The sequence below is a fragment of the Sphingomonas sp. BLCC-B65 genome (genome assembly GCF_028550675.1).
Classification (GTDB): domain Bacteria; phylum Actinomycetota; class Actinomycetes; order Actinomycetales; family Microbacteriaceae; genus Microbacterium.
In genome coordinates this window covers 2760156-2785557 of sequence record NZ_JAQQGL010000001.1, presented here as the reverse complement: position 1 = coordinate 2785557, position 25402 = coordinate 2760156, and the positions used below count along the sequence as shown (strand labels likewise).

Below are 25402 nucleotides of genomic sequence, written 5' to 3'. Positions count from 1 at the left end.
GCCCCGCCTCCGGGCAGGGCCGCATGCGCGCGTTCGTCGTCCGTCCATCGACACCGAGCGAGATCTCATGAGCCTCATCCGACTGGTCTCCGCGACCAAGACCTATCCGCCGCAGACGAAGGGCGCTCCACCCGTCGTCGCCCTCGACGACGTCTCGCTTCAGATCGCTGCCGGCGAGGTGTGCGGCGTCATCGGCTACTCGGGGGCGGGCAAGTCCACCCTCCTGCGCCTGATCAATGCCCTCGAGATCCCCACGACAGGTGCGGTCGAGATCGACGGCACCGACATCACGCGACTGCCCGAACGGCAGCTGCGCCGCCTTCGCTCCGACATCGGGATGATCTTCCAGCAGTTCAACCTCTTCGACTCGCGCACCGTCGCGGGCAACATCGCCTACCCGCTCGAGGTCGCCGGCAGGCCGCGGAACGAGATCCGCCATCGCGTGGCCGAGCTGCTCGACTTCGTCGGCCTCGCCGCCCGGGCGAACGCCTACCCGGAACAGCTCTCGGGCGGGCAGAAGCAGCGCGTCGGCATCGCCCGCGCTCTCGCGACGAGCCCTCGCATCCTCCTCGCCGACGAGGCCACCAGTGCCCTCGACCCCGACACCACGCAGGAGGTTCTCGCTCTCCTGCGGCGCGTGAACCGTGAACTCGGCGTGACGATCGTGCTCATCACGCACGAGATGGACGTGATCCGGGTCATCGCCGACCGCGTCGTCGTCATGGAGGGCGGTCGTGTCATCGAGTCCGGCAGCGTGTTCGACGTACTCTCCGCCCCCGAGCACCCCGCCACCGCACGCTTCGTGGCGAGCGTCATCGACGAGGTCCCCCGCGGAGCCGACCTTGCTGCACTGCGCGCGCGGCACGACGGGCGCATCGTCACCCTCGACGTCCGCGAGGGCGAGGGCTCCGCGCAGGCCGAGGTCTTCGCGACCCTCGCCGCGCACGGCGTGAGATTCGAAGTCGTCCACGGCGGTATCAACGACATCCACGGTCGAGTGTTCGGCCACCTCACCCTCGCGCTCACCGGCGAGGCGGATGCCGTGGAGCGCGCACTGGCGGCGGCATCCACCGTCGCTCGTCTGACCGAGGAGGACACTCGTGGATAGGCTCATCACTCTTCTGCCGCAGCTCTGGGACGCGACGGTCGAGACCCTCTACGTCGCCTCCGCCGGGCTGCTGCTCGGCGGCCTCGGCGGCCTGGTGCTCGGAATGGCGCTCTACGCCACGCGGGCCGGCAGCCTCTTTCCCCACCGCGTGGTGTTCGGGGTTCTCAACGTCATCGTGAACACTTTCCGTCCGATACCGTTCATCATTCTGCTCGCCGCCGTCCAACCGATCGCCCGCGGCATCGGACTTCCCGGCATCGGCGTGCCGTTCGCGATCTTCGCGATCACGATCGCGTCGCTGTTCGCGATCAGTCGCATCGTCGAACAGAACCTGCTGACGGTGCGCCCGGGCGTGGTGGAGGCGGCGCGCGCCGCGGGAGCGAGCCGCTCGAGGATCCTGTTCCGACTGATCCCGCGCGAGGCGCTCGGCCCGCTCCTGCTGGGTTACACCTTCGTCGTCGTCGCCCTCGTGGACATGACGGCGATGGCCGGCGCCATCGGCGCCGGCGGTCTCGGCGAGTTCGCCATCAACTACGGCTTCAAACAGTTCAACCCGTGGGTGACGTGGTCGGCGGTGCTCGTGATCATCGTCATCGTGCAGCTCGTGCAGTTCGTGGGCAACGCCCTCGCTCGACGCGTCCTGCGTCGTTAGCGATCAGCAGGTGAGGCCGTTCGTCGGCACGGTGCCGTCGACGAGATAGGACTCCACGGCCTTGTCGACGCAGGCGTTGCCCTTGTTGTAGCCGGTGTGGCCCTCGCCTTGGCGGGTGATCAGCACGCCCGAAGACAGCTGCTGCGCGAGCGACACCGACCACTCGTACGGGGTCGCCGGGTCGTTCGTCGTGCCGACGACGACGATCGGCGCCGCCCCGTCGGCGGTGATCTTCTCGCGCACACCGGTCGGCGGATACGGCCACACCTCGCAGACGTCGACGCCCTGCCAGTACGGGGCGATCGTCGGCGCCTTCTGCTTCACGATCGCATCGGCAGCATCCTTGTCGGCCTGCGAGGTGTCGAGCGGATAGTCCATGCAGTTATAGGCACGGAACGCTTCGGTCGAGTTGTCCTGATAGGTGCCGTTCGAGCGCGCGTAGTAGAAGTCTGCGAGCTGGAACGCGGTGTCGGGCTTGCCGGCGAGGGCATCCGAGAGCGCGGTGGACAGATACGTCCAGCTGTCCTGCGAGTAGAGGGCGGCGATGATCGCCGTCATGAGCGTGTCAGCCCCCAGCTTGCGGCCGTCCGAGGCGGTGAGCGGTACGCGATCGACGCTGGCCAGCAGAGTGCCGAGCGCCGCCATACCCTCATCGACCGTGCCGGAGAACGGACAGCTGCGGCTCTGCAGGCAGTCCGCCATGTACGCCCGCAGCGCCGACTCGAACCCGATCGCCTGCGTCGTGCTCACGTCGAGCCCGGAAACCGACGGATCGATCGCGCCATCGAGCACGAGTCGTCCGACCCGTTCGGGGAACAGCTTGGCGTAGGTCGCGCCCAGGAAGGTGCCGTAGGAGTAGCCGAGATAGTTGAGTTTGGTGTCCCCGAGCACGGCGCGCAGCAGATCCATGTCGCGCGCCGCATTGTCGGTGGTGATGTACTTCAGGATGCCGCCACTGTTCGCCTCGCACGCAGCGACGAAGTCGCGGTTTCGCGCCGTCAGCTCATCGGTCCACCCCTGACTGCCTCGCGGATCGGTGGGAATGTCGAAGAGGTACGCGTCCATCGCCGACGGATCGAAACACCGAACGGCGGTCGAGCGCCCCACGCCGCGGGGGTCGAAGCCGATGACGTCGTAGGCATCCGACAGCGCCGAGCCCACGGCGAAGGACGAGGACTGGGCGATGAGGTCGTACCCGCTCGCCCCCGGGCCACCCGGGTTGGTCAGAAGCGAGCCGATCGGAGCCCCGTCGCTCGCGGCGCGACGGATGACGGCAAGGTCGATCGTGCCGACCGCGGGGTCGGACCAGTCCAACGGCGCCGACACGGTCGTGCAGTCGAAACGGCCGGCGTCGGTCCCGGTGCACGCCTTCCAGTCGAGTGCCTGCCCGTAGAACTGCTCGAACCCGGCCGGAACGCCCTCGACGTCCGGCTGGCGGCTCGGTGCCGGCGTGCTCGCACTCTCTGGCGGAATCGCCGCATACAGGCAGCCGGTGAGCATCGTGGATGCCGCGGCGACGGATGCGACGGCGATCAGCGCTCGGCGCATGAGGGTTCTGCGGGGACGGCGGGGTGTCTCGGTCACAGGGTCCTCCCGCTCGCGACGGTCACGAGCATGCTCTCCAGGGCCAGGGCGGGGGCGGCGTTGCCCTCCAGGTTGCTTCGGGTGGCGGCGATGGCGTCGAGCACGACCAGCGTGCGCGGAGCAGTCCACGCCGCCGCGAGGGCGGCCAGTTCATCGGCCAACTCACGGTTGATGAGATCGTCACCGCGACCGAACTGCAGCATCAGCACGTCACGGAACATCGACTCGAGATCGGTCAGGACGCGGTCGATGCCGTCACGCAGACTCCGCGTCGCTCGGCGCTTCTGGTCGTCCTCGAGCGCGCTGAGCTGACTGCGCACGGCGGGCGGCACCGCGGCTCCCGGGGTGATACCCAGCGTCCGCAACAACGCCTCGCGCTCGGCGTCGTCGCGTTCGGCGGTCAGCGCCTTGGCGTCGTCGGTGGCGACCTGGACGATGCGCGCCGCCGTCTCGACGGCGGACCCGACGCCACGCACCGACATCACGGCGCGCAGGGTCTCGTCACGGCGTGCCCGCGCGTCGGCATCCGTCGCAAGGCGCACGGCCATGCCGATGTGACGCTGCGACAATCGCGCGGCCTGCTCGGCGGTCTGTTCGTCGACGCCCGTGCGCGCGACGATGAGCCGGGCGACGTCGGCGACGTCGGGCTCGCGCAGGCGGAGAGTGCGCACCCGCGAACGGATCGTGGGCAGGAGGTCGGCCTCGCTCGGCGCGCAGAGAATCCACACGGTGCGCTCGGGCGGCTCTTCGAGCGCCTTGAGCAGCACGTTGCTGGTGCGCTCGATCATGCGATCGGCGTCTTCCATCACCATGACGCGGTACCGGCCCAGCGACGGAGAGAAATAGGAGCGTTCGACGAGGGCGCGCGCGTCCTTGATGGAGATGATGACGCCCTCGGTGCGCAGCGCCGTGAGGTCGGGGTGCGTTCCCGCGAGCACCTGGCGCATCGCCGCCTCGTCGCCCGGCTCAGCGATGAGCGCGGCGGCGAAGGCCGCAGCCAGCGTCGAGCGTCCCGACCCGGCGGGCCCGGTGATCAGCCATGCGTGGGCGAGCTGACTGGGGTCGGATGCCGCGGCCTGCAGCTGCTGCAGCGCCTCATCCTGACCCCATACCTCGCCCCACGGCAACGCGGCGCGGGATCGATCTGCCGTGGCGATCGCCGAATCCGCACTCATGAGCCCAGCCTACGGGCAGGTGCCGACAGCCCACCGCCGATCGGGTCGTGCCGCGGAGGTGACACCTCAAGCCAGCAGAGGGCGGATGCGATCGCGGACAGCGGCGGCGAGCTCGTCCTCCGACCGTGCCGCGTCGAGCACGAGAAAGCGGCGTGGATCGGCCGCCGCGAGGGCGAGGAAGGCGTCGCGGACCCGCTCATGGAACGCGCTCTTCTCGGCCTCGAGACGGTCGAACGGCTTGTCCGCCGCGTCGAGGCGCCGCCGCGCGACAGCCGGGTCGAGGTCGAGCAGCACCGTCAGATCCGGCAGCGCCCCCTCGGCGGCCCACATCGACAGATCCCGCACCTGCTCGGCATCCAGCACGCGTCCCGCGCCCTGGTAGGCCACGGAGGAATCGAGATAGCGGTCCTGAATCACCACGTCGCCGCGCGCCAGCGCCGGCCGCACGAGCGTGGCCACGTGCTGGGCGCGGTCCGCGGCGTACAACAGCGCCTCGGCCCGCGGCGCGACCTCGCCGCGATGGTGCAGCACGATCTCGCGGATGAGCACACCCACCTCCGTGCCGCCGGGTTCGCGTGTGCGCACGACGGTGCGCTGCTGCTCACGCAACCAGGTCTCCAGGCGCGTGGCCTGCGTGGTCTTGCCGGTGCCGTCGCCGCCTTCGAAGGTGACCCAGATCCCGCGGGTCATTTCTTCTTGGCGGCCGGCTTGCGCGTGGTCGTCGCTCGCCGGGTGGTGCGCTTGGGCGCGGGACCTTTGGCGCGCTTGTCAGCCAGCATCTGCACGGCGACCTCGAACGTGATGTCATCGGCGGTCTGGCCGCGCGGAATGGTCACATTCGTGGTGCCGTCGGTCACGTACGCGCCGAACCGGCCATCCTTGATGCGGATGGGCTTGGCCGACACGGGGTCGGCCTCGAACTCCTTCAGGAAGCTCGCGGCGCGGTTCGCGTACTTGGGCTGCGCATAGATCTCCAGCGCCTGCTCGAGCGTGATGTCGAAGATCTGGTCCTCGCTCGTGAGCGAGCGCGAGTCCGTGCCCTTCTTCAGGTACGGGCCATACGGGCCGTTCTGGGCCGTGATCGGAGTCTGCGTCTCCGGTTCGACGCCGACGGTGCGCGGCAGCGAGAAGAGCTTCAGAGCGGTCTCGAGGTCGATGGTCTCGGGCGACATGCTCTTGAACAGCGACGCACGGCGCGGCTTGGGTGCTTCGACCTTCTTCTTGGCGACGCGCTTCTTCGGGGCGCCTTCGGTAGCGACCGGCTCGGGCTCGGACTCGGGCTCTGCGGGCAGCACCTCTTCGAGGTAGGGACCGAAGCGTCCATCCTTGACGACGATGTCCCGCCCGTTGTCCGGGTTCTGCCCGAGCACCCGGTCGCCGGCGATCGGCGCGTCGATGAGCTCACGAGCCTTGTCGGGGGTGAGCTCGTCGGGGGCCAGATCGCTCGGGACGTTGACGATGCGCGTCGTGCCGTCATCGTTGGGCACGTCGAGGTACGGCCCGTAGCGTCCGAAGCGGAGTGTGGCGACGTCGCCGATCTTGGTGGCGTTGATCTCGCGCGCGTCGATCTCGCCGAGGTTGTCGAGGATGTGGCGCAGACCGACGTGGTTCTCGGAGCCGAAGTAGAACTCGTTCAGCCACGCGACCCGCTGCTGCTCGCCGCGGGCGATCGCGTCGAGATCGTCTTCGAGCGCCGCGGTGAAGTCGTAGTCCACGAGGTCGGCGAAGTGCTCCTCGAGCAGTCGGACGACGCTGAACGCGAGCCAGCTCGGAACCAGTGCCTGGCCCCGCTTGGTGACGTACTCGCGATTGATGATGACGTCGATGATGCTCGCGAAGGTGGATGGGCGGCCGATCCCCTTCTCCTCGAGCGCCTTGACCAGCGAAGCCTCCGTGTAGCGGGGCTTCGGGCTCGTCGCGTGGCCCTTGGGCTCGACGTCGCTCAGAGAGAGCACGTCGCCGACGGCGAGCGCCGGAAGGGACTGATCGTCGGACTTGTCCGCGTCGCCGCGCTTCTCGTCCCGTCCCTCTTCGTAGGCCTCGAGGAAACCTTTGAAGGTGTAGACGGTTCCCGACGCGGTGAACGCGGCCGTCCGACCTGCGGCTTCGGTCTCGAGCGTCACCGTGGTCGTTTCGTACTTCGCATCCGACATCTGCGAGGCGACGGTGCGCTTCCAGATGAGCTCGTACAGACGCAGCTCGTCGCGGTCGAGCGAGGACGCGACGGATGCCGGGGTGCGGAACGCATCACCGGAGGGGCGGATCGCCTCGTGGGCCTCCTGCGCGTTCTTGCTGTTGTTGCGGTAGCTGCGCGGGTTGACCGGCACGGCCTTGTCGCCGTAGAGGGCGACGGCCTGGGTGCGCGCGGCGGTGACGGCCTGCGTCGACAGGGCCGTCGAGTCGGTGCGCATATAGGTGATGAAGCCCTTCTCGTAGAGCCGCTGCGCGACGCCCATGGCGTGCTTGGCGCTCATCGAGAGCTTGCGTCCGGCCTCCTGCTGCAGGGTGGAGGTGGTGAACGGGGGCTTCGGGCTGCGGGTGCCGGGCTTGGCTTCGACGGCGGTGACGGTGGCGTCGCCTCGCGTCTCGATCGCGGTGGCAAGTTCACGCGCCTGCGACTCCGTCAGCACGACGACGGCCTTCTTGAGCTGACCGGCGTCGTCGAAGTCGGTGCCGCGGGCCAGCGGCGCGCCGTCGAGGCGGGCGAGGCGCGTGGCGAAAGACTCCTGTCCGGAGGCGGCGAGTGCCTCCACATCCCAGTAGGAGGCCGAGACGAACGCCATCCGCTCACGCTCGCGATCGACGACCAGGCGGGTGGCCGCCGACTGCACGCGCCCGGCGGAGGTGCCCTGACCGACCTTGCGCCGGGTGACGTCGGACACGTCCCACCCGTACAGGCGGTCGAGGATGCGGCGTGTCTCCTGAGCGTCGACCAGCGCGAGATCGAGCTCGCGGGTGTTGTCGACGGCGGCGCGGATGGCGTCCTTGGTGATCTCGTGGAACACCATGCGCTTGACGGGGACCTTGGGCTTGAGTGCCTCCAGGAGGTGCCACGCGATGGCTTCGCCTTCGCGGTCTTCATCGGTTGCGAGCAGGAGCTCGTCGGCGTTCTTCAGGGCGCGCTTGAGTTCGGCGACGGTCTTCTTGCCGCGCTCGCTCTCCACGTACAGCGGAGTGAAGCCGTTCTCGATGTCGATCGAGTACTTCCCGACCGAGGTCTTCTTCAGTTCGGCGGGAATGTCCTTCTTGTCCGCAAGGTCACGAATGTGACCGACCGAGCTGAGCACCTCGTATCCGTCGCCCAGGTATCCCTGGATCGACTTCATCTTCGTCGGCGACTCGACGATGACGAGCTTCTTGCCCCCAGCACTCTTGACAGCTGCCACGTGGCGTCCTTTCTCCGATGCACACCATACACACCGCCCCATGGGGAAGACGCTGGGAGCGGGCCGGTCATTCCCTCCCCGACGGCGGTCCGGCACGCGCGCGGGCTTCGGCGCCGAGCAGGCCGCCGCCGACGCGAACGCGAACGGTGGCGGTCATCTCGACGACCGCGCACGCGATGAGTTCCGCCCCCACGGAGGCGGCCACCTCGGCCGCGCGATCGCACGGCACGCCGATCGCAGCTCCGGTCACGGCATCCGCGGCGGCGAGAGCCGCGGCGTCGGCCGCTCCCGCCGCGCGAGCGGAGTGGACCGAGGCGGCGCCGACCGCGCCGACTCCCACCGCTGCCGCCGCGGCGACGGCGAGAGCGCCGAGCGCGGCGGCGGACCCGGCCATCAGACGGACTCCCCACCGCGCGCGTCGAACGTATCCGCCGACACCATGCTCACCGCCCGCCGTCGAGAGCGCAGGAGCGCGCGCTCAGCTCGGGAAGGGGCAACGGCACGCGGACGCCGGCGGAGGCCGTCACGCAGACGAGGTCGCCGTCCGCGGCGATCGCATCGAGACGCGCATCGGCGATGGTCGCAACGAGCTCGGCGACCCGATCGGGCTCGCCGCGAGCGGCGAGTCGCGCGGCCTGTGCAACCGCCTGCTCGAGACGCACGAGGCGACCGACGGCGCTCAGAGAGCCCGCGGTCAGGGCGATGAGAAGGACCACCGCGGGCACGATGACGGCGAATTCGGCAGTCGCGGATCCGCCGTCATCGCACCGGCGGATCATGCGACCGTCAGGGCGCGGCGGACGAGGTCGGTGAGGATGCCGCGGACCTCATCGCTGCGCATGATCATGACGAGCAGCCCGGCGAAGGCCACGGCGGCCATGGTGGCCACGGCGTACTCCGCGGTGGCCGCCCCCGACTCGTCGGCGTAGAGCTCGCGCGCACGTCGCAGCGTGAGCGGCGGCAGAGCGGTGGCCCCGCCGCTCGTGAGCGTGATGGGCGAAGGATGGAACATGCAGAGTCCTACTTTCTCTCGGTGTGGAAGGGGGCACGTCAGGCCGCCGGCGATCCCGCGGACGTGAGGAGGGGCGTCGAACCGCTGAGGACCGAGATCAGCAGGGGCGCGACGCCGAGCAGAAGGAAGGCGGGCAGGGTGCAGACACCCATCGGCAGGAGCAGCCGAGAGCTGAGGCGAGCGGCGCGCAGCCGGCCGTCCGTGCGCGCCCTGCGACGCTGCTCTGCCGCGTCCGCACGCAGCAACTCCACCGCGCGCGCACCGGCACGTCGTGAGAGCCGAAGCATCGCGTGGACGTCGGCTTCGATCTCGCCCGCGCCCGCAGCGGTGGTCACGGCGAGGGCGCGCTCGACCGACACGCCCCCGCTGAGAGCGATCGCCACGATCTCGCTCTGTAGCCCCGCCAGCCGCCTGTCGGGCTCCGCCCGAGCGACGAGGCGCGCCGTCCAGAGGCGCGCTGCGAGCATGAGCGCGGCGCCGGTGGCGATGCAGCCGATTCCGACCGGGTGCACCAGCACCGCGGCCACGTCGAATCCGAGGGCGACCCCGAGAAGGATCGCGACGGCAGGCAACCACGCGACGAGGCGCGCCGTGGCCCGAGGGTCGGCAAGGGCCACAGCGACGTCATCGCGCATCTCGGCAGCTGATCGCAGCGCGCCGGCGAACTGGCGAAGACTCGGCGCCAGCGGAGCTCCGACCGTCTGGGCGACGCGCCAGGCCACCGCGACGTCGGTCCACGCCCCTCCCAGCCGATCCATGTTCTCCGTCGGATCGAGCAGCGGGTGGTGCTGCGGAGGGGGAACGCCCTCCGCCTCCCCTCCGCCGTCGTCGGGCGCAGCGTCGCCGAGGAGGCGCAGCGCCGTGGCATCGCCGTCCTCCGCCAACAGTGACCACGCCTGCGCCGGCGCGACACCGGCCTCCAGCAGGACGGCGAGCCTCTGCAACGTCTCGGCGGCCTCCGTGGCCTCAGCCGGGGCAGCCTTCATGGCACGGCCGCCATTTCCAACCGACCATGGCAGTCGAGCCCGGGCCGGGCGAAACCGACCACGCGACGAATGCCGTCCGGACCGCGCTCGACGTGCACCACGACACCGATCGCGCTGACGACGTGGCGCGCGAGCGCCCGATCGTCCATTCCGGCGAGAGCGCCCAGCGCTTCGAGCCGAGCGGGCAGATCGGCGATACGGCCGACGTGCACCGTGCCCGCGCCGCCCTCGTGACCCGTGTTCAGGGCGGTCAGCAGTTCGCGGACCTCCTCGCCACGGCACTCTCCGACGACCAGCCGATCGGGCCGCATCCGCAGGGCTTCGCGGACGAGACGCGACAGCGGAACCGCGCCGGCGCCTTCGAGATTCGGTTGGCGCGCTTCGAGACGCACGTGGTGCGGATGGTCCACCCGCAACTCGGCGACGTCCTCGATCGTGACGATTCGCTCGTGCGGCGGTACCCGGCCCAACAGCGCCGACAGCAGCGTGGTCTTGCCCGCACCCGTCGCGCCCGACACCAGGATGTTGCGACGCGCCGCCACGAGCTTCTCGAGCCGCCTGTGGGTCTCGGCATCGCAGAGGCCGCGACGGGCGAGCTCATCGAGATCGGGGACGTCGACCTGCGGCAGACGGATCGATATGGCCGTGCCCGTGCACGCGACGGGGGGAAGCACGGCGTGCACGCGCGCGCCGTGCTCCCACCGCACGTCGACCACGGGCGAGGCGTCGTCGAGGTGGCGCCCGCCGATTCCGACGAGCGCGACGGCCAGCGCGCGCAGCTCATCGGCATCCGCCCGCCACTCGACGACCGGCACGGCCCCGGCGCCGCGGTCGACGAACAGGCCGTCTGTGCCGTTGATGAACACGTCCGTCACCTCGGGATCGCTCAGGAGGTGACGAAGGGGCTCGAGGGCCGGGTGATCGGGAAGGCGCCGGCGTCGCGCACGACGCAGCGGAACCGGCCCCGACGCCATCGCGGGCTCCGCCGCGTCGGCGCGGACACGCGCGACGGACTCGACGCCACGCTCATCGACGACGAACCGGCGTACCGCCTCCGGAACGCGACGTGTGCCGCGGCGGTGGGCGACGAAAGGCTCGGACATACCCCGACGCTACGTGCGCGGCGCGCGGCGACGGCCGGGCGCGACCTCACCCGTGAGGAACGCAGCGATCGCCCTCCCTGGGGAGGAGCCGACGGGGCGGAAAGAGAGAAGGCGGCATCCCATAGGGGGAGATGGGATGCCGCCACGCGACATCCCGGAATCGGGGGTGGTCGGGAGTCGCGCTGCCTGAATCGAAGTTCGGCCGGATCGAGCATACGCAGACGTCCAGCCCCGCTCCACTCGAAAACGCGTGTCGACGCTGATATATCGGTGAAACCACGGACCCGCGCCGCAGGGCTCGCCCCCTCCTTCCGGAGGTAGTGCCGTGTCGGTCGCGGTCGCTAGATTTCGTGAGTCGTCCGGGACCCGATCCCGCCACCGCCGCAAAGGAGCGCGCAGATGAGCAGCCAGATCGACCACCTGCTGAATGAAACCCGCCGGTTCGCCCCCTCCCCCGAGTTCGCCGCGGATGCCGTCGCCACCGCCGGTCTGTACACGCAGGCGGATGCCGACCGCGACGGCTTCTGGGCGGAGCAGGCCCGGAGCCTGCACTGGCACACCCCGTTCACCCAGGTCCTCGATTGGACGAACCCGCCGTTCGCCCAGTGGTTCGCCGACGGCGAGCTGAACGTGGCGTACAACTGCCTCGACCGCCATGTCGCGGCCGGCAACGGCGACCGCGTCGCGCTGCTGTGGGAAGGCGAGCCCGGCGATGAGCGCCGCATCACCTACGCCGAGCTGACCGAGGAGGTCAAGCGGACGGCGAACGTGCTGGAGCAGCTCGGCATCGGAGCCGGCGACCGCGTCGCCATCTACCTGCCGATGATCCCCGAAGCGATCGTCGCGATGCTCGCGGTCGCCCGCATCGGCGCCATCCACTCCGTGATCTTCGGCGGGTTCTCGGCCGACAGCCTGCGCTCGCGCATCGACGACGCGGGAGCGAAACTCGTTATCACCGCCGACGGCGGATACCGCAAGGGACGTGTCTCGCCCCTCAAGCCGGCCGTGGACCAGGCCCTGGGCGACCGCGGCGAGGGGCTGCAGGAGAGCGTGGAGCACGTGCTGGTGGTGCGCCGCACGGACAACGAGATCTCCTGGACCGAGGGCCGAGACATCTGGTGGCACGAAGCGGTTCCCGCGGCATCCGCCGAGCACGAGGCGCAGCCGTTCCCGGCGGAGAACCCGCTGTTCATCCTCTACACCTCGGGCACGACCGGAAAGCCCAAAGGCATTCTGCACACCTCGGGCGGCTATCTGACGCAGGCGGCGTTCACCAACCGGGTCGTGCACGACCTGCACCCGGCCTCGGACGTCTTCTGGTGCACGGCCGACATCGGCTGGATCACCGGGCACTCCTACGTCACGTACGGTCCGCTCGCCAACGGCGCCACCCAGGTGCTCTACGAGGGCACGCCCGACGCGCCGCATCCGGGCCGGTGGTGGGAACTGGTGGAGAAGTACGGCGTGACCATCCTGTACACCGCGCCGACGGCGATCCGTTCGTTCATGAAGCTCGGCCGCGAGATCCCGCAGAAGTTCGATCTGTCCTCGCTGCGTCTCCTCGGCTCTGTGGGCGAGCCCATCAACCCCGAGGCATGGATGTGGTACCGATCGATCATCGGCGGTGATGCGGCCCCCATCGTCGACACGTGGTGGCAGACCGAGACGGGCGCGATCATGGTGTCGGCACTGCCCGGAGTCACCGAGACCAAGCCGGGATCGGCTCAGGTGCCGCTTCCCGGAATCGGCATCGACGTCGTCGACGACGAAGGCACGCACGTCGGCAACGGCAACGGGGGCCTGCTGGTCATCACGAAGCCGTGGCCCTCGATGCTGCGCGGCATCTGGGGCGACCCGGAACGGTTCGTCGAGACCTATTGGGAGAAGTTCCAAGACAAGGGCTTCTACTTCGCGGGCGACGGCGCGCGCCTGGACGATGACGGCGACGTCTGGTTCCTCGGCCGGGTCGACGACGTGATGAACGTGTCCGGGCACCGTCTGTCGACGACAGAGATCGAGTCGGCGCTCGTGGGCAACGAAGCGGTGGCCGAGGCCGCGGTGGTCGGTGCCGCCGACGACACGACGGGCCAGGCGGTGGTCGCGTTCTGCGTACTGAAGGAGTCGTTCCTCAAGGCGCACGACGTCGACGGCATCGTGGACGTCCTCCGCCGGTGGGTCGGCGAGCAGATCGGCCCCATCGCACGCCCGCGCGATGTGTACATCGTCACCGAGCTGCCGAAGACCCGCTCCGGAAAGATCATGCGTCGGCTCCTGCGCGACGTGGCCGAGGGGCGCGAGGTCGGCGACACCACGACGCTGGCCGACACCATGGTCATGTCGACGATCCAGTCGAAGGTCACGAAGAAGTAGGGCCCCCTCGGCCGCCGCGGCGGATCGGAGGGCGGCGCGTCAGTTCGCGCCTTCCTCCTGTGCCGACCGGCGCCGCCGGATCTCCGCCTCCAGGCGCGCGGCACGCTCCTCCCGCTCGAGATCGGCCAGCTGCTGCTCGGTCGTGCGGGTATCGCGCATCGGGGATGCCGCGGCCGGCTGCTCCGCCTCACGTGACCACCGTCGAGGGTCGCCGAAGCTCATCGGTTCGGACGCCCTTCCCCATTCGCGACCGAGCGCGAAGCAGAGGACCGATCCCACGAGGGGCAGCAGGATGATGAAGATGATCCAGGCGAACTTCGGCAGGTGGAGCACCTGATCGTCGCGCCTCGTGATCGCATCGACGAGCGCGGCGACCATGATGACGAAGACCAGCAGAGCGAGGACCGGCATGCCCCTACTCTCCCCGTCGTCCCCTCTCAGCGCAACGTGTGCGGCTCCTTCCGCCGTCGCAGCACCATCGTCGTCACCGCAGACCCTCCGGCGGCGAACAGCAGCGCGGCGCCGCCGACGAGCGCCCATCCCCACACCGGCATGGCGGATGCTGCGGCGTCCCCCGTCGAGCCGACCGCCGCCGCCGCGTCGTCTGAGAGCACCTGCGTCGCGCAATCGCTGACCGAGATCGAGAACGAGATCGGATCGAAAGCGGTTCCCGCCGGATAGTTCGGGAACGCCGTCGACCCCTCTGCCGTGATCGTCGTCGGCGCGCCCTTCACCGTGACGCCGTTGCCGGAGCGTGAGACCTCCGCCGCCGTCAGGTCGATGTCGACGAAGGGCACGGCAAGGGCGGTCACCGCATTGTCGGTCCGCCCCGCGAGCGCGTCCTCCATCGTCACCCCGGAGACATCGAGCAGAAGTTGCGCGCGTGTCGCACTGACGAGCCGAAGGCGAGGGCTGCCCACGGTCGTGTGCAGGAGGCCGTCGTGGCCGGTGAAGGTGACGGTTCCGGCGAAGTCGACCTGGCCGGTCATCGCCGTGAGGTCCGCCGTGCCCGTTCCGCTGTGCCACTGGAACACCGGGGTCGTGTAGGCGGCACCGTCGGACACCTCCCACGTTCCGTGCGCGATGGATCCGGAGACATAGGAACGGAACGATTCCTTGAACCCCCAGTCGATCGACGCCTCGTCGACCGTGCAGCCGCTGATCGCCACGGGGGCCAGCACCGAGATCGGTGCACCGAGGGCGAGGTCCTTGCCCTGGAAGGTGAGCGTGTGGGTGCCCGCAGCGAGCGTCGCCGGAAGCAGTCCTCGCCACGTCGCAACGCCGTTCGCATCCGCCGTCAGCGCCTGCTCGAGCACGATCGGCGTCGAATACACGACGACCTTGATATCGGTCTCCCCGGGGGCGAAGCCCGCCCCCGACGCCGAGATCTCACCGCCCGCCGGCACCCCGGCGGCGTAGGCGGCATCGATCGACAGCCCTGTGCGGGCAGGCGGCTCGGCGGGAGGCGTCCAGGCCGGGGTTGCGCGCGCCGAAGCGACGGTTCGTGCCTCGCCGCCCGAGCCGGGCGCGGCATCCGCTCCGACGACGAAGGCGACGGGGTCCATCGCCGTCCCGGGGCCATAGAACTGCGAGGATCCGTAGGAGAAGATCCCCGCACCCGAGGCCGTGAGGGTCGCGGGCACGGAACTGTAGGCCAGCGCCCCCTCCGCGTCGCTGCGATGACCGGCCGCGAGATCGAGCGAAGCGAGATCGGTGCGCCTGCCACCCACGCTCACCAGGAGGGTCGCGCTCGATGCCGAGTCGATCCGCACCTGCGGGTCGGAGAAGGTCAGATCGAGGACGCCGGCGTGCCCGGTGAACCGCACCGATCCGCCGTAGCTGGCCGTGCCGCGGCCGTCCCTGAGAGCGCTGCCGGTCTGACCGAAGCGGAACTGCCCGTCGGCCGAACTCGCGCCGCCGGATACCGCGATCGCGCCCTTGGCGATCGGGCCGGTGATGTAGCTGCGGAACGAGCTCTTCACACCCCACAGCAGAGCGCCCTCGCGTGTCTGGACGGTCGTCGTCGGACCGCTCGGCACGATGACCGGTGGTGTCACGACCGGAGTGTCCGGCGTGACAGGAGTGCTGGGGATGCCGGCGCCGGAGAACCCGATCGCGAACGCTGCCGGGCGCTTGGCGGCATCCATCGACCCGCCGGTGGAATAGAAGTAGGCGGCCAGATGCGTCGTCGCGTGGAAATCGACGAACTGCTGGGGCCATGCTCCCCATCCGGATCCCGACCGCACCTGCGGCGTGCCCCCGCGCGCATCGATCTCGACACCGGTGAAGTCGGGAGCGACGACGAACCCGCGGGTGGCGTCGACGACGACCCCTCGGAACGTCGCCACGGTGACGTCGCTCCGCGGCGCGACCGGTTCTTTCGGCTTGTCCGGGTTGGACATGTCACCCGCATAACCCGAGAGATCGGCGCTGAGGATGCCGGTGCCATCCGCGGCCACCGTCAGACGAGGATCGGCCAGCGTGAACGGCACGAGCCCGTCGTAGAAGTTGACGCTCACCGTCCCCTTCCACTCGATCGTCGCTGCTCCGTCGGCTCCGAGCACGGCCGTGCCGTCGGTGAAGCGCATCAGCTGGGCAGCCTGCCCTCCCGCGTCGACATGCGCACCGCGCGTCTGCCACGTCGCCTCCGTGGTTGCGGTTCCGTCGGCGGCCCGCTGGAGGATGCGCACGCCGTCAGAGGTTGCACGATAGGTCTGCTCCGTGCCATCGGAGACCCCGGCGGAGAAGTAGTTGGCCGCGCTGCCGTTCGGCGGACGGTGCTGCCACTCCGCGGCGCCCGTCCACTCGAACGCCACGCCGGTGTAGGTCGTCGTCTCGGGGACGGCCGGTCGGGTGCGCACGCTGACTCCGACCTCGGCGCTGTAGACCGTGGCGACGCTGTTCGTGAGCTTCGCCCGGTACCGTGCGCCGTCGTCGCCCTGGGGTGCCGCGGCGACGGTGAGGCGGGTTCCCTCGACACCCTCGACCACGTCGACCCACGCACCGTCGATCTGACGCTGCCAGGTGACCGCCGGGGCTGGATTGCCCGCTGCGAGAACCGAGAGCTGGTAGGGCTGTCCCACGTACACGGTCGGCGCCGTCGGCTGTGCCTCGATGATCGGGGCGCTCGCCACGCGGATCGTCGCGGGCGCGCTCGCGACGCTGCCCGCCGCGTTCGAGAAGACGGCGCGCACCTGCGTGCCGTCGGTGTTCACGGTGGCGTTGAGCGCCAACAGGGGCGAGGTCTCTCCAGGGATGTCGCTGAATCGCGTCGCACCCGAGGGCCGGAGCTGCCACTGCACCTGCCCGCTTCCGGTGGCCTGGAAGGCGACGGCGGCCGACGACGTCCCGGCCGGCAGGGTCACCGAGCGGTCGACCGGATCGGACGACACGACGGGGGCGACGCCGGTGAGGGACAGCCGCTGCAGGGCGCGTCTACCGGTCGCCTCATCCTTCACCTGCACCACGACTGACCCGTCGGGAAGCACGGCGAACACGTCGCGGCTGAGCGCGTCGCGCGCGAAGCCGCCGACGGCGACGCTGGTGATCAGCCGGTGATCGCGGAGCACATCGATCGACGACGACGTCTGACTGAGCACGTAGTCCAGATCATGACCAGGATCGGATGCCGCGTGATCGCTGTAGCCCTGCACGCTGAGGGGTACGTCGTTGGCGATCGTGCGCGCGACTCCGCCTGCCACATCGACATAGGCCACGACCCCGGTCCAGTTCGCGCTGTAGAGCAGCACGGACCCGTCCGCGGCGCGTGTGGCCAGCTCGTACGCGAAGTACTGGTTGTAGTCGGCGGCGAACGGCTGCACGGTGGGGACGCTGCCCTCGACGAAGGTGGTCGCGGCCGAGGTCGCTGCCGGCACCAGGTGGCGGGCGCGCAGCGGTTTGCCGTCGACGAGCTTGCCGACCGCAAGATAGGTCCCGTCGCGAAGCGCGATGAGCGCTCCCCCGGACTTCGGGCCGCTGCCTCCGAACAGCTCGGCCGACCGCTCCGCGTCGGTCGCATCCGGGGGAAGTGTGACGGGCACGCGGCTGACCGCTCCGACGCCGTCCACGATGCGCGTCAGGGTGAAACGATCCGCGGCGGAACCGCGCACCTGCGTGATCAGGGCGAGCTCGTCGGCAACGGAGTTCCACGTGACGGCGTTCAGGGTGAACGCGGTTCCGGTGATCGTCTCGACCACAGAGGTCCTGTAGCCGCCGGGGGTCCATTCCACGGCGGTGACGATCGCGGTGCCGCCGCGGACGCCGGCGACGTTGGTGCGCACCTGGGTGACGACGAAGACGCGATCGGATGCCGGATCGCTGGCGACCGCATACGTCGCGTTCGGCTCGAGAGCGATGTCGACGCTCGCGGCCGGGACGAGACCGGCGGGGTCATGAGCGCGGACGGTGAGCCGCGGGGCGGTGCTGGACGCACGTTCGACGACGTGCAGCATCGTCGCGCCGACGAGGACATCTCGGCTCGCGGCATCGGCATCACCGGTCCATGTGGCTGCCGGGGCGAAGACGGGAGCACCCGGCGTGCTCCATTTCTCACCGAGATCCGGCGCTCCGCCGGCACCGGTGTAGCTCACCGTCACGGCGTCCATCGTCGTGCCCACCGGGTACAGCGGGAAGCCCTCGCCCGCGACCGTGGACATCGCGGGCCATGTGGTGACTCCGGCATCCGTCGTCGGCTTCGCCCCGAGCGCATCGATCGTGGCGATGACGACGTCACCGTAGTGCGCGATGGCCCCGCCTGGATTGTCGCGCGCGATGCCGTCGTAGTCCCCCCGGAGCTCCTGACGGTCGGCGGAGATCGTCACCGTGAGCTTCGAGAACGTCGAATCGAGCAGGCACCCGGTGGAGGCGACGGGGTCGCTGCAGTAGGCCGCGAAGCGCACCGACCCATCGAGCGACAGGGTCAGGGCGTTGTCGGCCGCGTCGAACGATCCCCCCGAGACGGGGAAGTCGAAGGCGCCGTCGGCCGCGCGAGTGACGCCACCCTCCGTGATCACCCCGCTGCCGATGTAGTTGCGCCACGACTCCTTGATTCCCCAGTGCACGGTGCCCGATGAGATCCCCGTCCCTGCCGCCGATGCGGGCGACGGGGACAGGGCGACAGCGAGGCCCGTGAGGAGCGTGAGGACGGCGGTGACGGCGAAGACGCGCAGGAGCGCAGTGGGACGACGAAGAACAGGCATGCGGAAGTGACCTCGATGGAGCGCAAGCGGAGAGGGATGACGGTGGGCGCAGCGGTCTGATGCAGCCCCGCCCACCGTCGCGGGGGGGGATTACTCGTCGACGCGGAAAGACACGCTCTGGTCGACGATCTGCTTGCTGGTGCCGTGCGTAGCGACCTTGATCGCGCACGCGTTCGTGGCCGCGCAGTTCACCGTGCCCGGCTGCCCGGGGGCGGAGGCGTGCGTGTTGGTGCCGTTGCGCTGAAGGAGCACGGCCGCGCTCAGCGTCCCGGAGGCGTCCGAGGTCACCGTCTGGAAGCCGGCACAGGCGGGGATGCCGAACAGGTAGGAAGCGTTCGCGCAGAGACCGACGTAGTACTCGGTGTTCGCGGCGAGGCCCGTCACGGTCGTCGTCGTGGTGTCACCGTCGAGGAAGTAGCGAGCGCCGGCGGCATCCACGGACGGCGCCGGGCTGAGACCGGTCGCGGCGTACGCAGGGACGCCGACGAGGCCGACGAGGGCCAGCGCGAGGCCGGCGATCGAGGTGGCCATCGTGCGCTTTCGCAGGGTGCTGGACATGAGGGAGTACTCCAATCAGTAGGGTTGGAGTGCCTCTCGGCACTCGGTGCAACGCCCGCACGCGTGCGGGCGCTCGTGAGCCGATGAGGTGCCGGGGCGGCTGCCGCTACCAACAGTCGCCGCCCCGGCTCTCATCAAACTCTTAGGTGAGGCTAACCTAAATCACGGCTCGAAGAAAGGCCGAGATCGTCGGGACGCCCCCCGATCTGCCGAGCACGGCGCAGATCACACGAGAGAGAAGACGACCTCGACCTCGACGGGGCTGTCCAGCGGCAGCACCGGCACGCCGACGGCGGAACGGGCATGGCGTCCGGCGTCACCGAAGATGTCGCCGAGCACATCGCTGGCGCCGTTGATGACACCGGGCTGACCGGTGAACTCCGGCACGGACGCGACGAACCCGGTCACCTTGACGACGCCCACCAGCCGATCGATGTCGCCCACGACGGCTGCCGCAGCCGCGAGGGCGTTCAGCGCGCTCTGGCGCGCCAGGTTCTTGGCGTCGGATGCCGCAACCAGCCCGTCTCCCTCGCCGACCTTGCCTGTGGCCGGCAGCGCACCCGAGACCATCGGCAACTGGCCCGAGGTGTAGACGAGATCGCCGTGAACGACGGCGGGGACGTACGACGCGACCGGAGGAACCACGGAGGGGAGCTCGATGCCGAGCTCATTCAGACGGGCGGCGATGCTCATGCGTCCTCCCCGAACTGCTGGGCGGCGACCGCCGCCGCGCCGAGGCCCGCGTTCGCGGTGCCCGCGCCGACGGGGCGCTTGAAGTACGCGACGAGTCCACCTTCGGGTCCGGGGACGACCTGAACCAGCTCCCACCCCTGCTTGCCCCAGTTGTTGAGGATCGCGGCGGTGTTGTGGATCAGCAGAGGGGTCGTGAGGTACTCCCACGTGGTCATGCGGACTCCCGGATTCGGTGTGGCCAGTGGTGGCGCGCCCGCGCGCACCGAGGGATCCCCCAGGGTTCTCCCTTACGATCAAGCCTATGCCCCAACTCAAACGGACGGCCACCGGTGTGCTCGGTGGCATTGCGGGACTCGTCGGTCTGAGCGCCATCGCCGGCATCCTCGTCACGGCCACCGTGACACCGGCGATCGCGGTCTCCGGCTACGCCGCTTCCAGCGCACTCGACACGTTCGAGAACATGCCGGGCTTCCTCCAGATCGATCCGCTCATGCTCCCGACCGAGATGTACCGCAAGGACGCGAACGGCAACGACGCACTGATGGCGGAGTTCTACGACCAGAACCGCATCCCGGTGACGTTCGACCAGGTCAACCCCGTCATGTACGACGCGATCACCTCCAGCGAGGACAAGAACTTCTACACGCACGGCGGCGTCGACCTCGTCGGGACGCTGAGCGCCCTGGTGGGCAACGCCTCCAACGGCTCGAACCGAGGCGGCTCCTCCATCACCCAGCAGTACGTCAAGAACGTGCTGCAGCAGAACTGTGAGAGCAAGGCGCAGAACTCCGACGAAGTCGCCGCATGCTACGCCACGACGACGGCCAACCAGGGGTCCGAGGGCTACCAGCGCAAGCTGCAGGAGATGCGGTACGCGATCCAGCTCGAGAAGCAGTACTCCAAGGATGAGATCCTGCTGGGCTACCTGAACATCACCAACTTCGGCGGCCTCGTCTACGGCATCGGCGCGGCGGCCGAACACTACTTCGGCGTGTCGGCAGCAGACCTGACGATCGCACAGGCGGCCACGATCGCCGGCATGGTGCAGGCTCCCAACGTCTACCGCATCGATATGCCGGAAGGGTCGACGACCGACAAGGCCGGTAACCCGATCAACAGCCAGGCCGACGGGTACTCCCTCACCCTCGACCGACGCAACTACGTGCTGGGCCGCATGCTGGCCAACGGCAAGATCTCGCAGCAGGAGTACGACGACGCGATGGCCTCGCCCATCACACCCAACATCACGAACCGCAGCCAGGGCTGCCAGAACGCGACGGGCGCCGAGTTCTTCTGCGAGTACGTGCGCACCATTCTGCTCAACGACCCCGCCTTCGGCGCCGACGAAGACACGCGCGCGGCGAACCTGCGTCGCGGCGGGATGAAGATCTACACGACGCTCGACCCGACGCTGCAGGACGAGGGCCTGAAGGCCATCTCCATCGTGCCCGCCCATGTCGACTACATGAACCTGGGCGCGTCCGCCGTGCAGGTGGAGGTCGGCACGGGGCGCATTCTCTCCATGGTGCAGAACCGCCCGTTCTCGACGGACGATGCCGCCGTCAACGGACCCACCACACAGGTCAACTACAACGTGCGCGCCGACAACGGTGGCGGCGGCGGTCACTCGGCGGGTTCGACCTACAAGATCTTCAGTCTGCTCAACTGGCTCGAGCAGGGACACTCGGTCAACGAGACCCTGAACGGGCGCATCGGCCCGAAGAAGGTCGACCAGTGCGACGGGACGATCCAGAACGTCGTCGCGGGCAACAACGGCAACGGACAGATCGGAAACTTCGAGAACAACTCGGGCTACGTGGGTACCGTGTACAACTTCACGCGCGACTCCCTGAACTCCGGATTCCTCACGATGGCGGAGAAGATCTCCGTCTGCAGCACGAACCGGCTGGCGATGAAGATGGGCGTGATGACGGGCAGCGGCGGAGCGCTGGACACCACGAACTACGCCTACAACGTGCTCGGCGATCAGGCCGTTGCTCCGATCGACATGGCCCAGGTCTACGCCTCGGTGGCCGCCAAGGGCACGCTGTGCCCCTCGAAGGCGATCGACAAGGCGCTCGATGCGCAAGGCAAGGACATCACCCCGCAGATCACCTGCCAGCCCGCGATGAGCGAGGCGGTCGCGGCGACGGCGGCGTACACGCTGCAGGGCGTCATGACGGGCACCGGCTCCGGCGCCCAGATCGGCGACGGCGTCCCCGTGTTCGGCAAGACCGGTATCCACGAGTACCTGCACACCTGGATGGACGGCTCGTCGACCAAGGTCGCGACCGTCGTCTGGGTCGGAAACGTCGAAGGCACCGACCTCCTCAGCGATCACTACGAGAACGGCTACGTACTCTCCAAGATCCGCAACTCCATCTGGCCGGCGATGCAGGGGGCCGCAAACGCCAAGTACGGCGGCGATCGCTTCCCCGACCCGGATGCCGCGCTGACCAAGCGCCAGCTGACAGATCTGCCGTCGGTGATCGGCATGACCGTCGACCAGGCGCAGCAGACGCTGAGCACGGCCGGATTCTCGGTGACGGTCGGCGACCCGGTCGACGGAACCGAAGCCGCGGGCACCATCGTCCAGCAGGACCCCGGTGCGGGCAAGGTCGCCGGCGGCACGACCGTCACGATCCGTCCCAGCAACGGGCAGGGGATCGCCGTTCCGGCCGTGAGCGGCAAGCCCACGGATGCCGTGAACACACTGAAGGCGCAGGGCTTCAGCAATGTCGCCCAGCAGTGCACCGCCTCGCCGACCGCCGATGACAACGGCACCGTGACCGGCACGAATCCCGCCGCGGGAACGGTCGTCAACCGCAGCACGCAGATCACCGTGCAGTACCAGGCCAAGAACTGCGGCGGACGTCCGTGACGCCCGCGCGCACCGCCCTCGCCGCCGTCTCGGCGGCGGGGGCGGTGGCTGTCGGAGCTGCCGTCTGGGGCACCTGCATCGAACGCTTCCTCTTCACGGTCCGTCGGCATGAGCTCGACATCCTTCCGGTCGGTTCTCCGTCGCTGACGGTGCTCCACCTTTCGGATGCCCATATGGCTCCGTGGCAGCATCGCAAGCAGCAGTGGATCGCCCTGCTCGCCGACGCGGTCCGACCCGATCTCGTCGTGAACACCGGAGACAATCTCGGCCATGCCGAGGGGTTGAAGGGCGTCCGTGCCGCGTTCGCGCCCCTGCGCGGTGTGCCGGGACTCTTCGTCCATGGCTCGAACGACGTGAGCGGACCGTCGGCCCGGAATCCTCTCAACTACTTCCGCGGGCCGTCGGCCGGTCCGCGCAACGTCGTGGGGCTGGACACGGCAGCCATGGACGCCTACTTCACCGATGAGCTCGGCTGGACGAACCTGAACAACACCGCGGCTGTCGTCGAGGCCGGCGGCCTGCGGCTGGAGACCTTCGGAGTCAGCGACGCGCACCGCGAGTGGGACGATCTGCCGGCTCTGCCTGCCGCGCTCGAGGGCGCCCGACGCGGTCGGCTCTTGCGTTCTGCACGCGATGCGGACCTCGTGATCGGTGTGACGCACGCGCCGTACCAACGCGTCTTGGACCGATTCGTCGAACTGGGCGCCCAGGCGATCTTCGCCGGACACACGCACGGCGGTCAGGTGCGCATCCCCTTCTCCCCCTCCGCCCTGGTGGCCAACTGCGACATCCCCCTCGACCAGGCCCGCGGTCTGAGCACTTGGGCGGCTGCCGGACGCCGCGTGCCGCTGAACGTCTCGGCCGGGCTCGGACACTCGATCTACGCTCCGGTGCGCTTCGGATGCCGTCCCGAAGCGTCGGTGCTCACGCTGCGCGCGCGTCGCGAGGACGACAGCCTGCTCGATTCGTCACGGGAGGCATCGACGGGGTAGACTCGGAGGGTTGCCACGGGGTGTGGCGCAGCTTGGTAGCGCGCTTCGTTCGGGACGAAGAGGCCGCAGGTTCAAATCCTGTCACCCCGACAGCAGAGAGGCTCCGCCTGGAGAGATCCGGCGGGGCCTTTCCTTGCTCATTCACCGGATGGGAGCACCCGATGACCACCCCCCGCCTGATCGCGTTCGATCTCGACGACACGCTGGCTCCTTCCAAGAGCGCCATCGATCCCCGCATCGGAGAGCTCTTGCTCGAGCTCGCGACGCGCGTCGAGGTGGCCATCATCTCGGGCGGCCAGCTGCAGCAGTTCCAGTCGCAGGTCGTCGAGCGGCTTCCGGCGGCGGATGCCGCGACCCTCGACCGCTTCCACCTCATGCCCACGTGCGGGACGCAGTACTACCGACTCGAGGAGGGTGGCGTCCGCACGGTCTACGCGCACGCCCTCACCGACGACGAGAAGTCGCGCGCCCTCACCGCCGTCGAGGAAGAGGCCCGTCGCCTGGGCCTGTGGGAGGCCGAGCCGTGGGGAGACATCCTGGAGGATCGCGGCTCGCAGATCACTTTCTCCGCGCTCGGGCAGACAGCTCCCCTCGAGGCGAAGATGGCCTGGGACCCGACGGGCGAGAAGAAGAACGCGCTGCGCGACGCGGTCGCCGCGCGCATTCCCGATCTCGAGGTCCGCTCCGGCGGCTCGACGTCGGTCGACATCACCCACCGCGGCATCGACAAGGCGTACGGCATGCGCAAGCTCGCCGAGGTCACCGGCATCTCGCTCGATGACATGCTGTTCGTCGGCGATCGCCTCGACGAGCACGGCAACGACTACCCCGTCCTCGCGATGGGTGTGACCTGCCAGGCCGTGGAGGGGTGGGAGCACACCTCCGCTTATCTCACCGAGCTGATCCCGACGCTCCCCCGTCGCTGACGTCAGCCGTCGACGGCCACCACGGCGGTCGAGGGTGCCGGCAACCCGGCATCCGCATAGTAGGCGGTGATGTGGGCGCGCACGAGCTCGCGCGCACGCTCCGCGTCGCCGGACTCGATCGCGGCGAGGATATCGCCGTGCTCGCGGTGCAGCCGCTGGACGGTCGTGTCCCAGTCGGAGATCCGGCGCGCACCGGCACGGATATAGCTCTCGATCGTCGTGCGAAGACCGGCCATCGTCGCGGCGACCACGAGATTTCCGGCGGCATCCGTCAAGCGCAGGTGGAACTGGGCGTCGAGCGCGAGGAAGTCGTCAGCAGTCAGCTGTTCGTCCTCCATGGCGGTGAAAGTGGCCCGCGCCTCCGTGAGGTCGGGCTCGTCGATGTCTGCCAGGTGGGCGACGGCCCACTCTTCCAGCAGAAGTCGCGTCTCGTACACGTCCGGGATGGGAAAGCCATGGGCAGCGACCTGCAGACGCAGGAGTTGCGCCAGCCCGCCGTGCGGCGTCGCCGTCACGATCGCGCCCGCCGTCGGCCCGGATCCCGTTGCGGTGCGGATGAGCCCCATCACCTCCAGGACCCGAAGAGCCTCGCGCACGCTGGAACGGCCGACACCGAGTGTGGCCGCCAACTCGCGCTCGGGCTGCAGACGATCGCCCGGTCCGAGCGCACCGCTGAGCAGGTCGGCCTCGATCTTCTCGAGCACGACCCGCCAGGCGCGTGCCGGTGCGTTCTCGGTCATCCTGGTCTCCCCGTCGCTTAATGGTCAGGCCACAGTAG

General features: G+C 69.4%; 21 protein-coding genes and 1 tRNA gene. 7 read left to right on the top strand and 15 right to left on the bottom strand.

Annotated elements, in window-relative coordinates; genetic code table 11:
• Positions 1 to 67: 67 nt before the first annotated feature.
• Together PP359_RS13115 and PP359_RS13110 are read left to right on the top strand one after the other, a co-directional pair.
• A complete protein-coding gene (locus tag PP359_RS13115) occupies positions 68 to 1108 on the top strand; it encodes a methionine ABC transporter ATP-binding protein (protein WP_499250780.1) in 1041 nt (346 codons plus the stop codon).
• The gene (locus tag PP359_RS13110; protein ID WP_016464466.1) at positions 1101 to 1760 is read left to right on the top strand and encodes a methionine ABC transporter permease; all 660 of its coding nucleotides are present in this window, start codon (positions 1101 to 1103) and stop codon (positions 1758 to 1760) included. The genes PP359_RS13115 and PP359_RS13110 overlap by 8 nt, the downstream gene beginning before the upstream one ends.
• Before the next feature lie 3 nt (positions 1761 to 1763).
• Here the strand turns inward: PP359_RS13110 and PP359_RS13105 are convergent, their stop codons facing one another.
• The 9 genes from PP359_RS13105 to PP359_RS13065 form a co-directional block, all read right to left on the bottom strand.
• A complete protein-coding gene (locus PP359_RS13105) occupies positions 1764 to 3344 on the bottom strand; it encodes an alpha/beta hydrolase (protein WP_112930936.1) in 1581 nt (526 codons plus the stop codon).
• Complete coding sequence (locus tag PP359_RS13100; protein ID WP_051039436.1) at positions 3341 to 4519, bottom strand: DNA polymerase III subunit delta'; 1179 nt, start codon at positions 4517 to 4519, stop codon at positions 3341 to 3343. Before PP359_RS13100 ends, PP359_RS13105 begins: the two co-directional genes overlap by 4 nt.
• A gap of 66 nt (positions 4520 to 4585) precedes the next feature.
• Positions 4586 to 5209 (bottom strand): dTMP kinase, encoded by a 624-nt coding sequence (gene tmk, locus PP359_RS13095; RefSeq protein ID WP_499250779.1) that lies wholly within the window; start codon positions 5207 to 5209, stop codon positions 4586 to 4588.
• Positions 5206 to 7905 carry a type I DNA topoisomerase gene (topA, locus tag PP359_RS13090; protein ID WP_112930934.1) on the bottom strand — a complete coding sequence of 900 codons (2700 nt, stop codon included), beginning with the start codon at positions 7903 to 7905 and terminating at the stop codon, positions 5206 to 5208. Before topA ends, tmk begins: the two co-directional genes overlap by 4 nt.
• 67 nt (positions 7906 to 7972) lie before the next feature.
• Entirely contained in the window at positions 7973 to 8299 is a 327-nt protein-coding gene (locus tag PP359_RS13085) for a hypothetical protein (RefSeq protein ID WP_036316007.1), read from the bottom strand.
• Positions 8300 to 8348: 49 nt separating this feature from the next.
• Positions 8349 to 8621 carry a TadE family protein gene (locus tag PP359_RS13080; protein ID WP_239498555.1) on the bottom strand — a complete coding sequence of 91 codons (273 nt, stop codon included), beginning with the start codon at positions 8619 to 8621 and terminating at the stop codon, positions 8349 to 8351.
• A gap of 59 nt (positions 8622 to 8680) precedes the next feature.
• Positions 8681 to 8917 (bottom strand): DUF4244 domain-containing protein, encoded by a 237-nt coding sequence (locus PP359_RS13075; protein ID WP_036286284.1) that lies wholly within the window; start codon positions 8915 to 8917, stop codon positions 8681 to 8683.
• A gap of 38 nt (positions 8918 to 8955) precedes the next feature.
• Entirely contained in the window at positions 8956 to 9903 is a 948-nt protein-coding gene (locus PP359_RS13070) for a type II secretion system F family protein (protein ID WP_499250778.1), read from the bottom strand.
• Complete coding sequence (locus PP359_RS13065; RefSeq protein ID WP_112930932.1) at positions 9900 to 11006, bottom strand: TadA family conjugal transfer-associated ATPase; 1107 nt, start codon at positions 11004 to 11006, stop codon at positions 9900 to 9902. The genes PP359_RS13070 and PP359_RS13065 overlap by 4 nt, the downstream gene beginning before the upstream one ends.
• Before the next feature lie 399 nt (positions 11007 to 11405).
• Here PP359_RS13065 and acs point away from each other — a divergent pair, with 399 nt between their 5' ends.
• Entirely contained in the window at positions 11406 to 13376 is a 1971-nt protein-coding gene (gene acs, locus PP359_RS13060; RefSeq protein WP_112930931.1) for an acetate--CoA ligase, read from the top strand.
• A gap of 39 nt (positions 13377 to 13415) precedes the next feature.
• Here the strand turns inward: acs and PP359_RS13055 are convergent, their stop codons facing one another.
• The 5 genes from PP359_RS13055 to sp36 form a co-directional block, all read right to left on the bottom strand.
• The gene (locus tag PP359_RS13055; protein WP_499250777.1) at positions 13416 to 13787 is read right to left on the bottom strand and encodes a PLD nuclease N-terminal domain-containing protein; all 372 of its coding nucleotides are present in this window, start codon (positions 13785 to 13787) and stop codon (positions 13416 to 13418) included.
• Between the two features lie 26 nt (positions 13788 to 13813).
• Complete coding sequence (locus tag PP359_RS13050) at positions 13814 to 18574, bottom strand: HtaA domain-containing protein (RefSeq protein ID WP_499250776.1); 4761 nt, start codon at positions 18572 to 18574, stop codon at positions 13814 to 13816.
• A gap of 90 nt (positions 18575 to 18664) precedes the next feature.
• On the bottom strand, positions 18665 to 19132 hold the full coding sequence (locus tag PP359_RS13045; RefSeq protein WP_378791995.1) for a neocarzinostatin apoprotein domain-containing protein: 468 nt from the start codon (positions 19130 to 19132) through the stop codon (positions 18665 to 18667).
• Between the two features lie 225 nt (positions 19133 to 19357).
• Positions 19358 to 19825: a RidA family protein gene (locus PP359_RS13040; RefSeq protein ID WP_499250775.1), complete on the bottom strand. Its 468-nt coding sequence runs from the start codon at positions 19823 to 19825 to the stop codon at positions 19358 to 19360.
• A complete protein-coding gene (sp36, locus tag PP359_RS13035) occupies positions 19822 to 20040 on the bottom strand; it encodes a Sp36 family protein (RefSeq protein WP_036317087.1) in 219 nt (72 codons plus the stop codon). Before sp36 ends, PP359_RS13040 begins: the two co-directional genes overlap by 4 nt.
• Before the next feature lie 86 nt (positions 20041 to 20126).
• Between sp36 and PP359_RS13030 the strand changes: the two genes are divergently transcribed.
• From PP359_RS13030 to PP359_RS13015, 4 genes are all read left to right on the top strand, one after another.
• The gene (locus tag PP359_RS13030; protein WP_499250774.1) at positions 20127 to 22706 is read left to right on the top strand and encodes a transglycosylase domain-containing protein; all 2580 of its coding nucleotides are present in this window, start codon (positions 20127 to 20129) and stop codon (positions 22704 to 22706) included.
• A complete protein-coding gene (locus PP359_RS13025; protein ID WP_347417559.1) occupies positions 22703 to 23698 on the top strand; it encodes a metallophosphoesterase in 996 nt (331 codons plus the stop codon). The genes PP359_RS13030 and PP359_RS13025 overlap by 4 nt, the downstream gene beginning before the upstream one ends.
• A gap of 16 nt (positions 23699 to 23714) precedes the next feature.
• Positions 23715 to 23788 (top strand) — tRNA-Pro (locus PP359_RS13020).
• 71 nt (positions 23789 to 23859) lie between these two features.
• Positions 23860 to 24624: an HAD-IIB family hydrolase gene (locus tag PP359_RS13015; RefSeq protein ID WP_347417560.1), complete on the top strand. Its 765-nt coding sequence runs from the start codon at positions 23860 to 23862 to the stop codon at positions 24622 to 24624.
• Between the two features lie 2 nt (positions 24625 to 24626).
• Here PP359_RS13015 and PP359_RS13010 read toward each other — a convergent pair whose 3' ends face one another.
• Positions 24627 to 25364 (bottom strand): FadR/GntR family transcriptional regulator, encoded by a 738-nt coding sequence (locus PP359_RS13010; protein ID WP_112930925.1) that lies wholly within the window; start codon positions 25362 to 25364, stop codon positions 24627 to 24629.
• Positions 25365 to 25402: the final 38 nt, after the last annotated feature.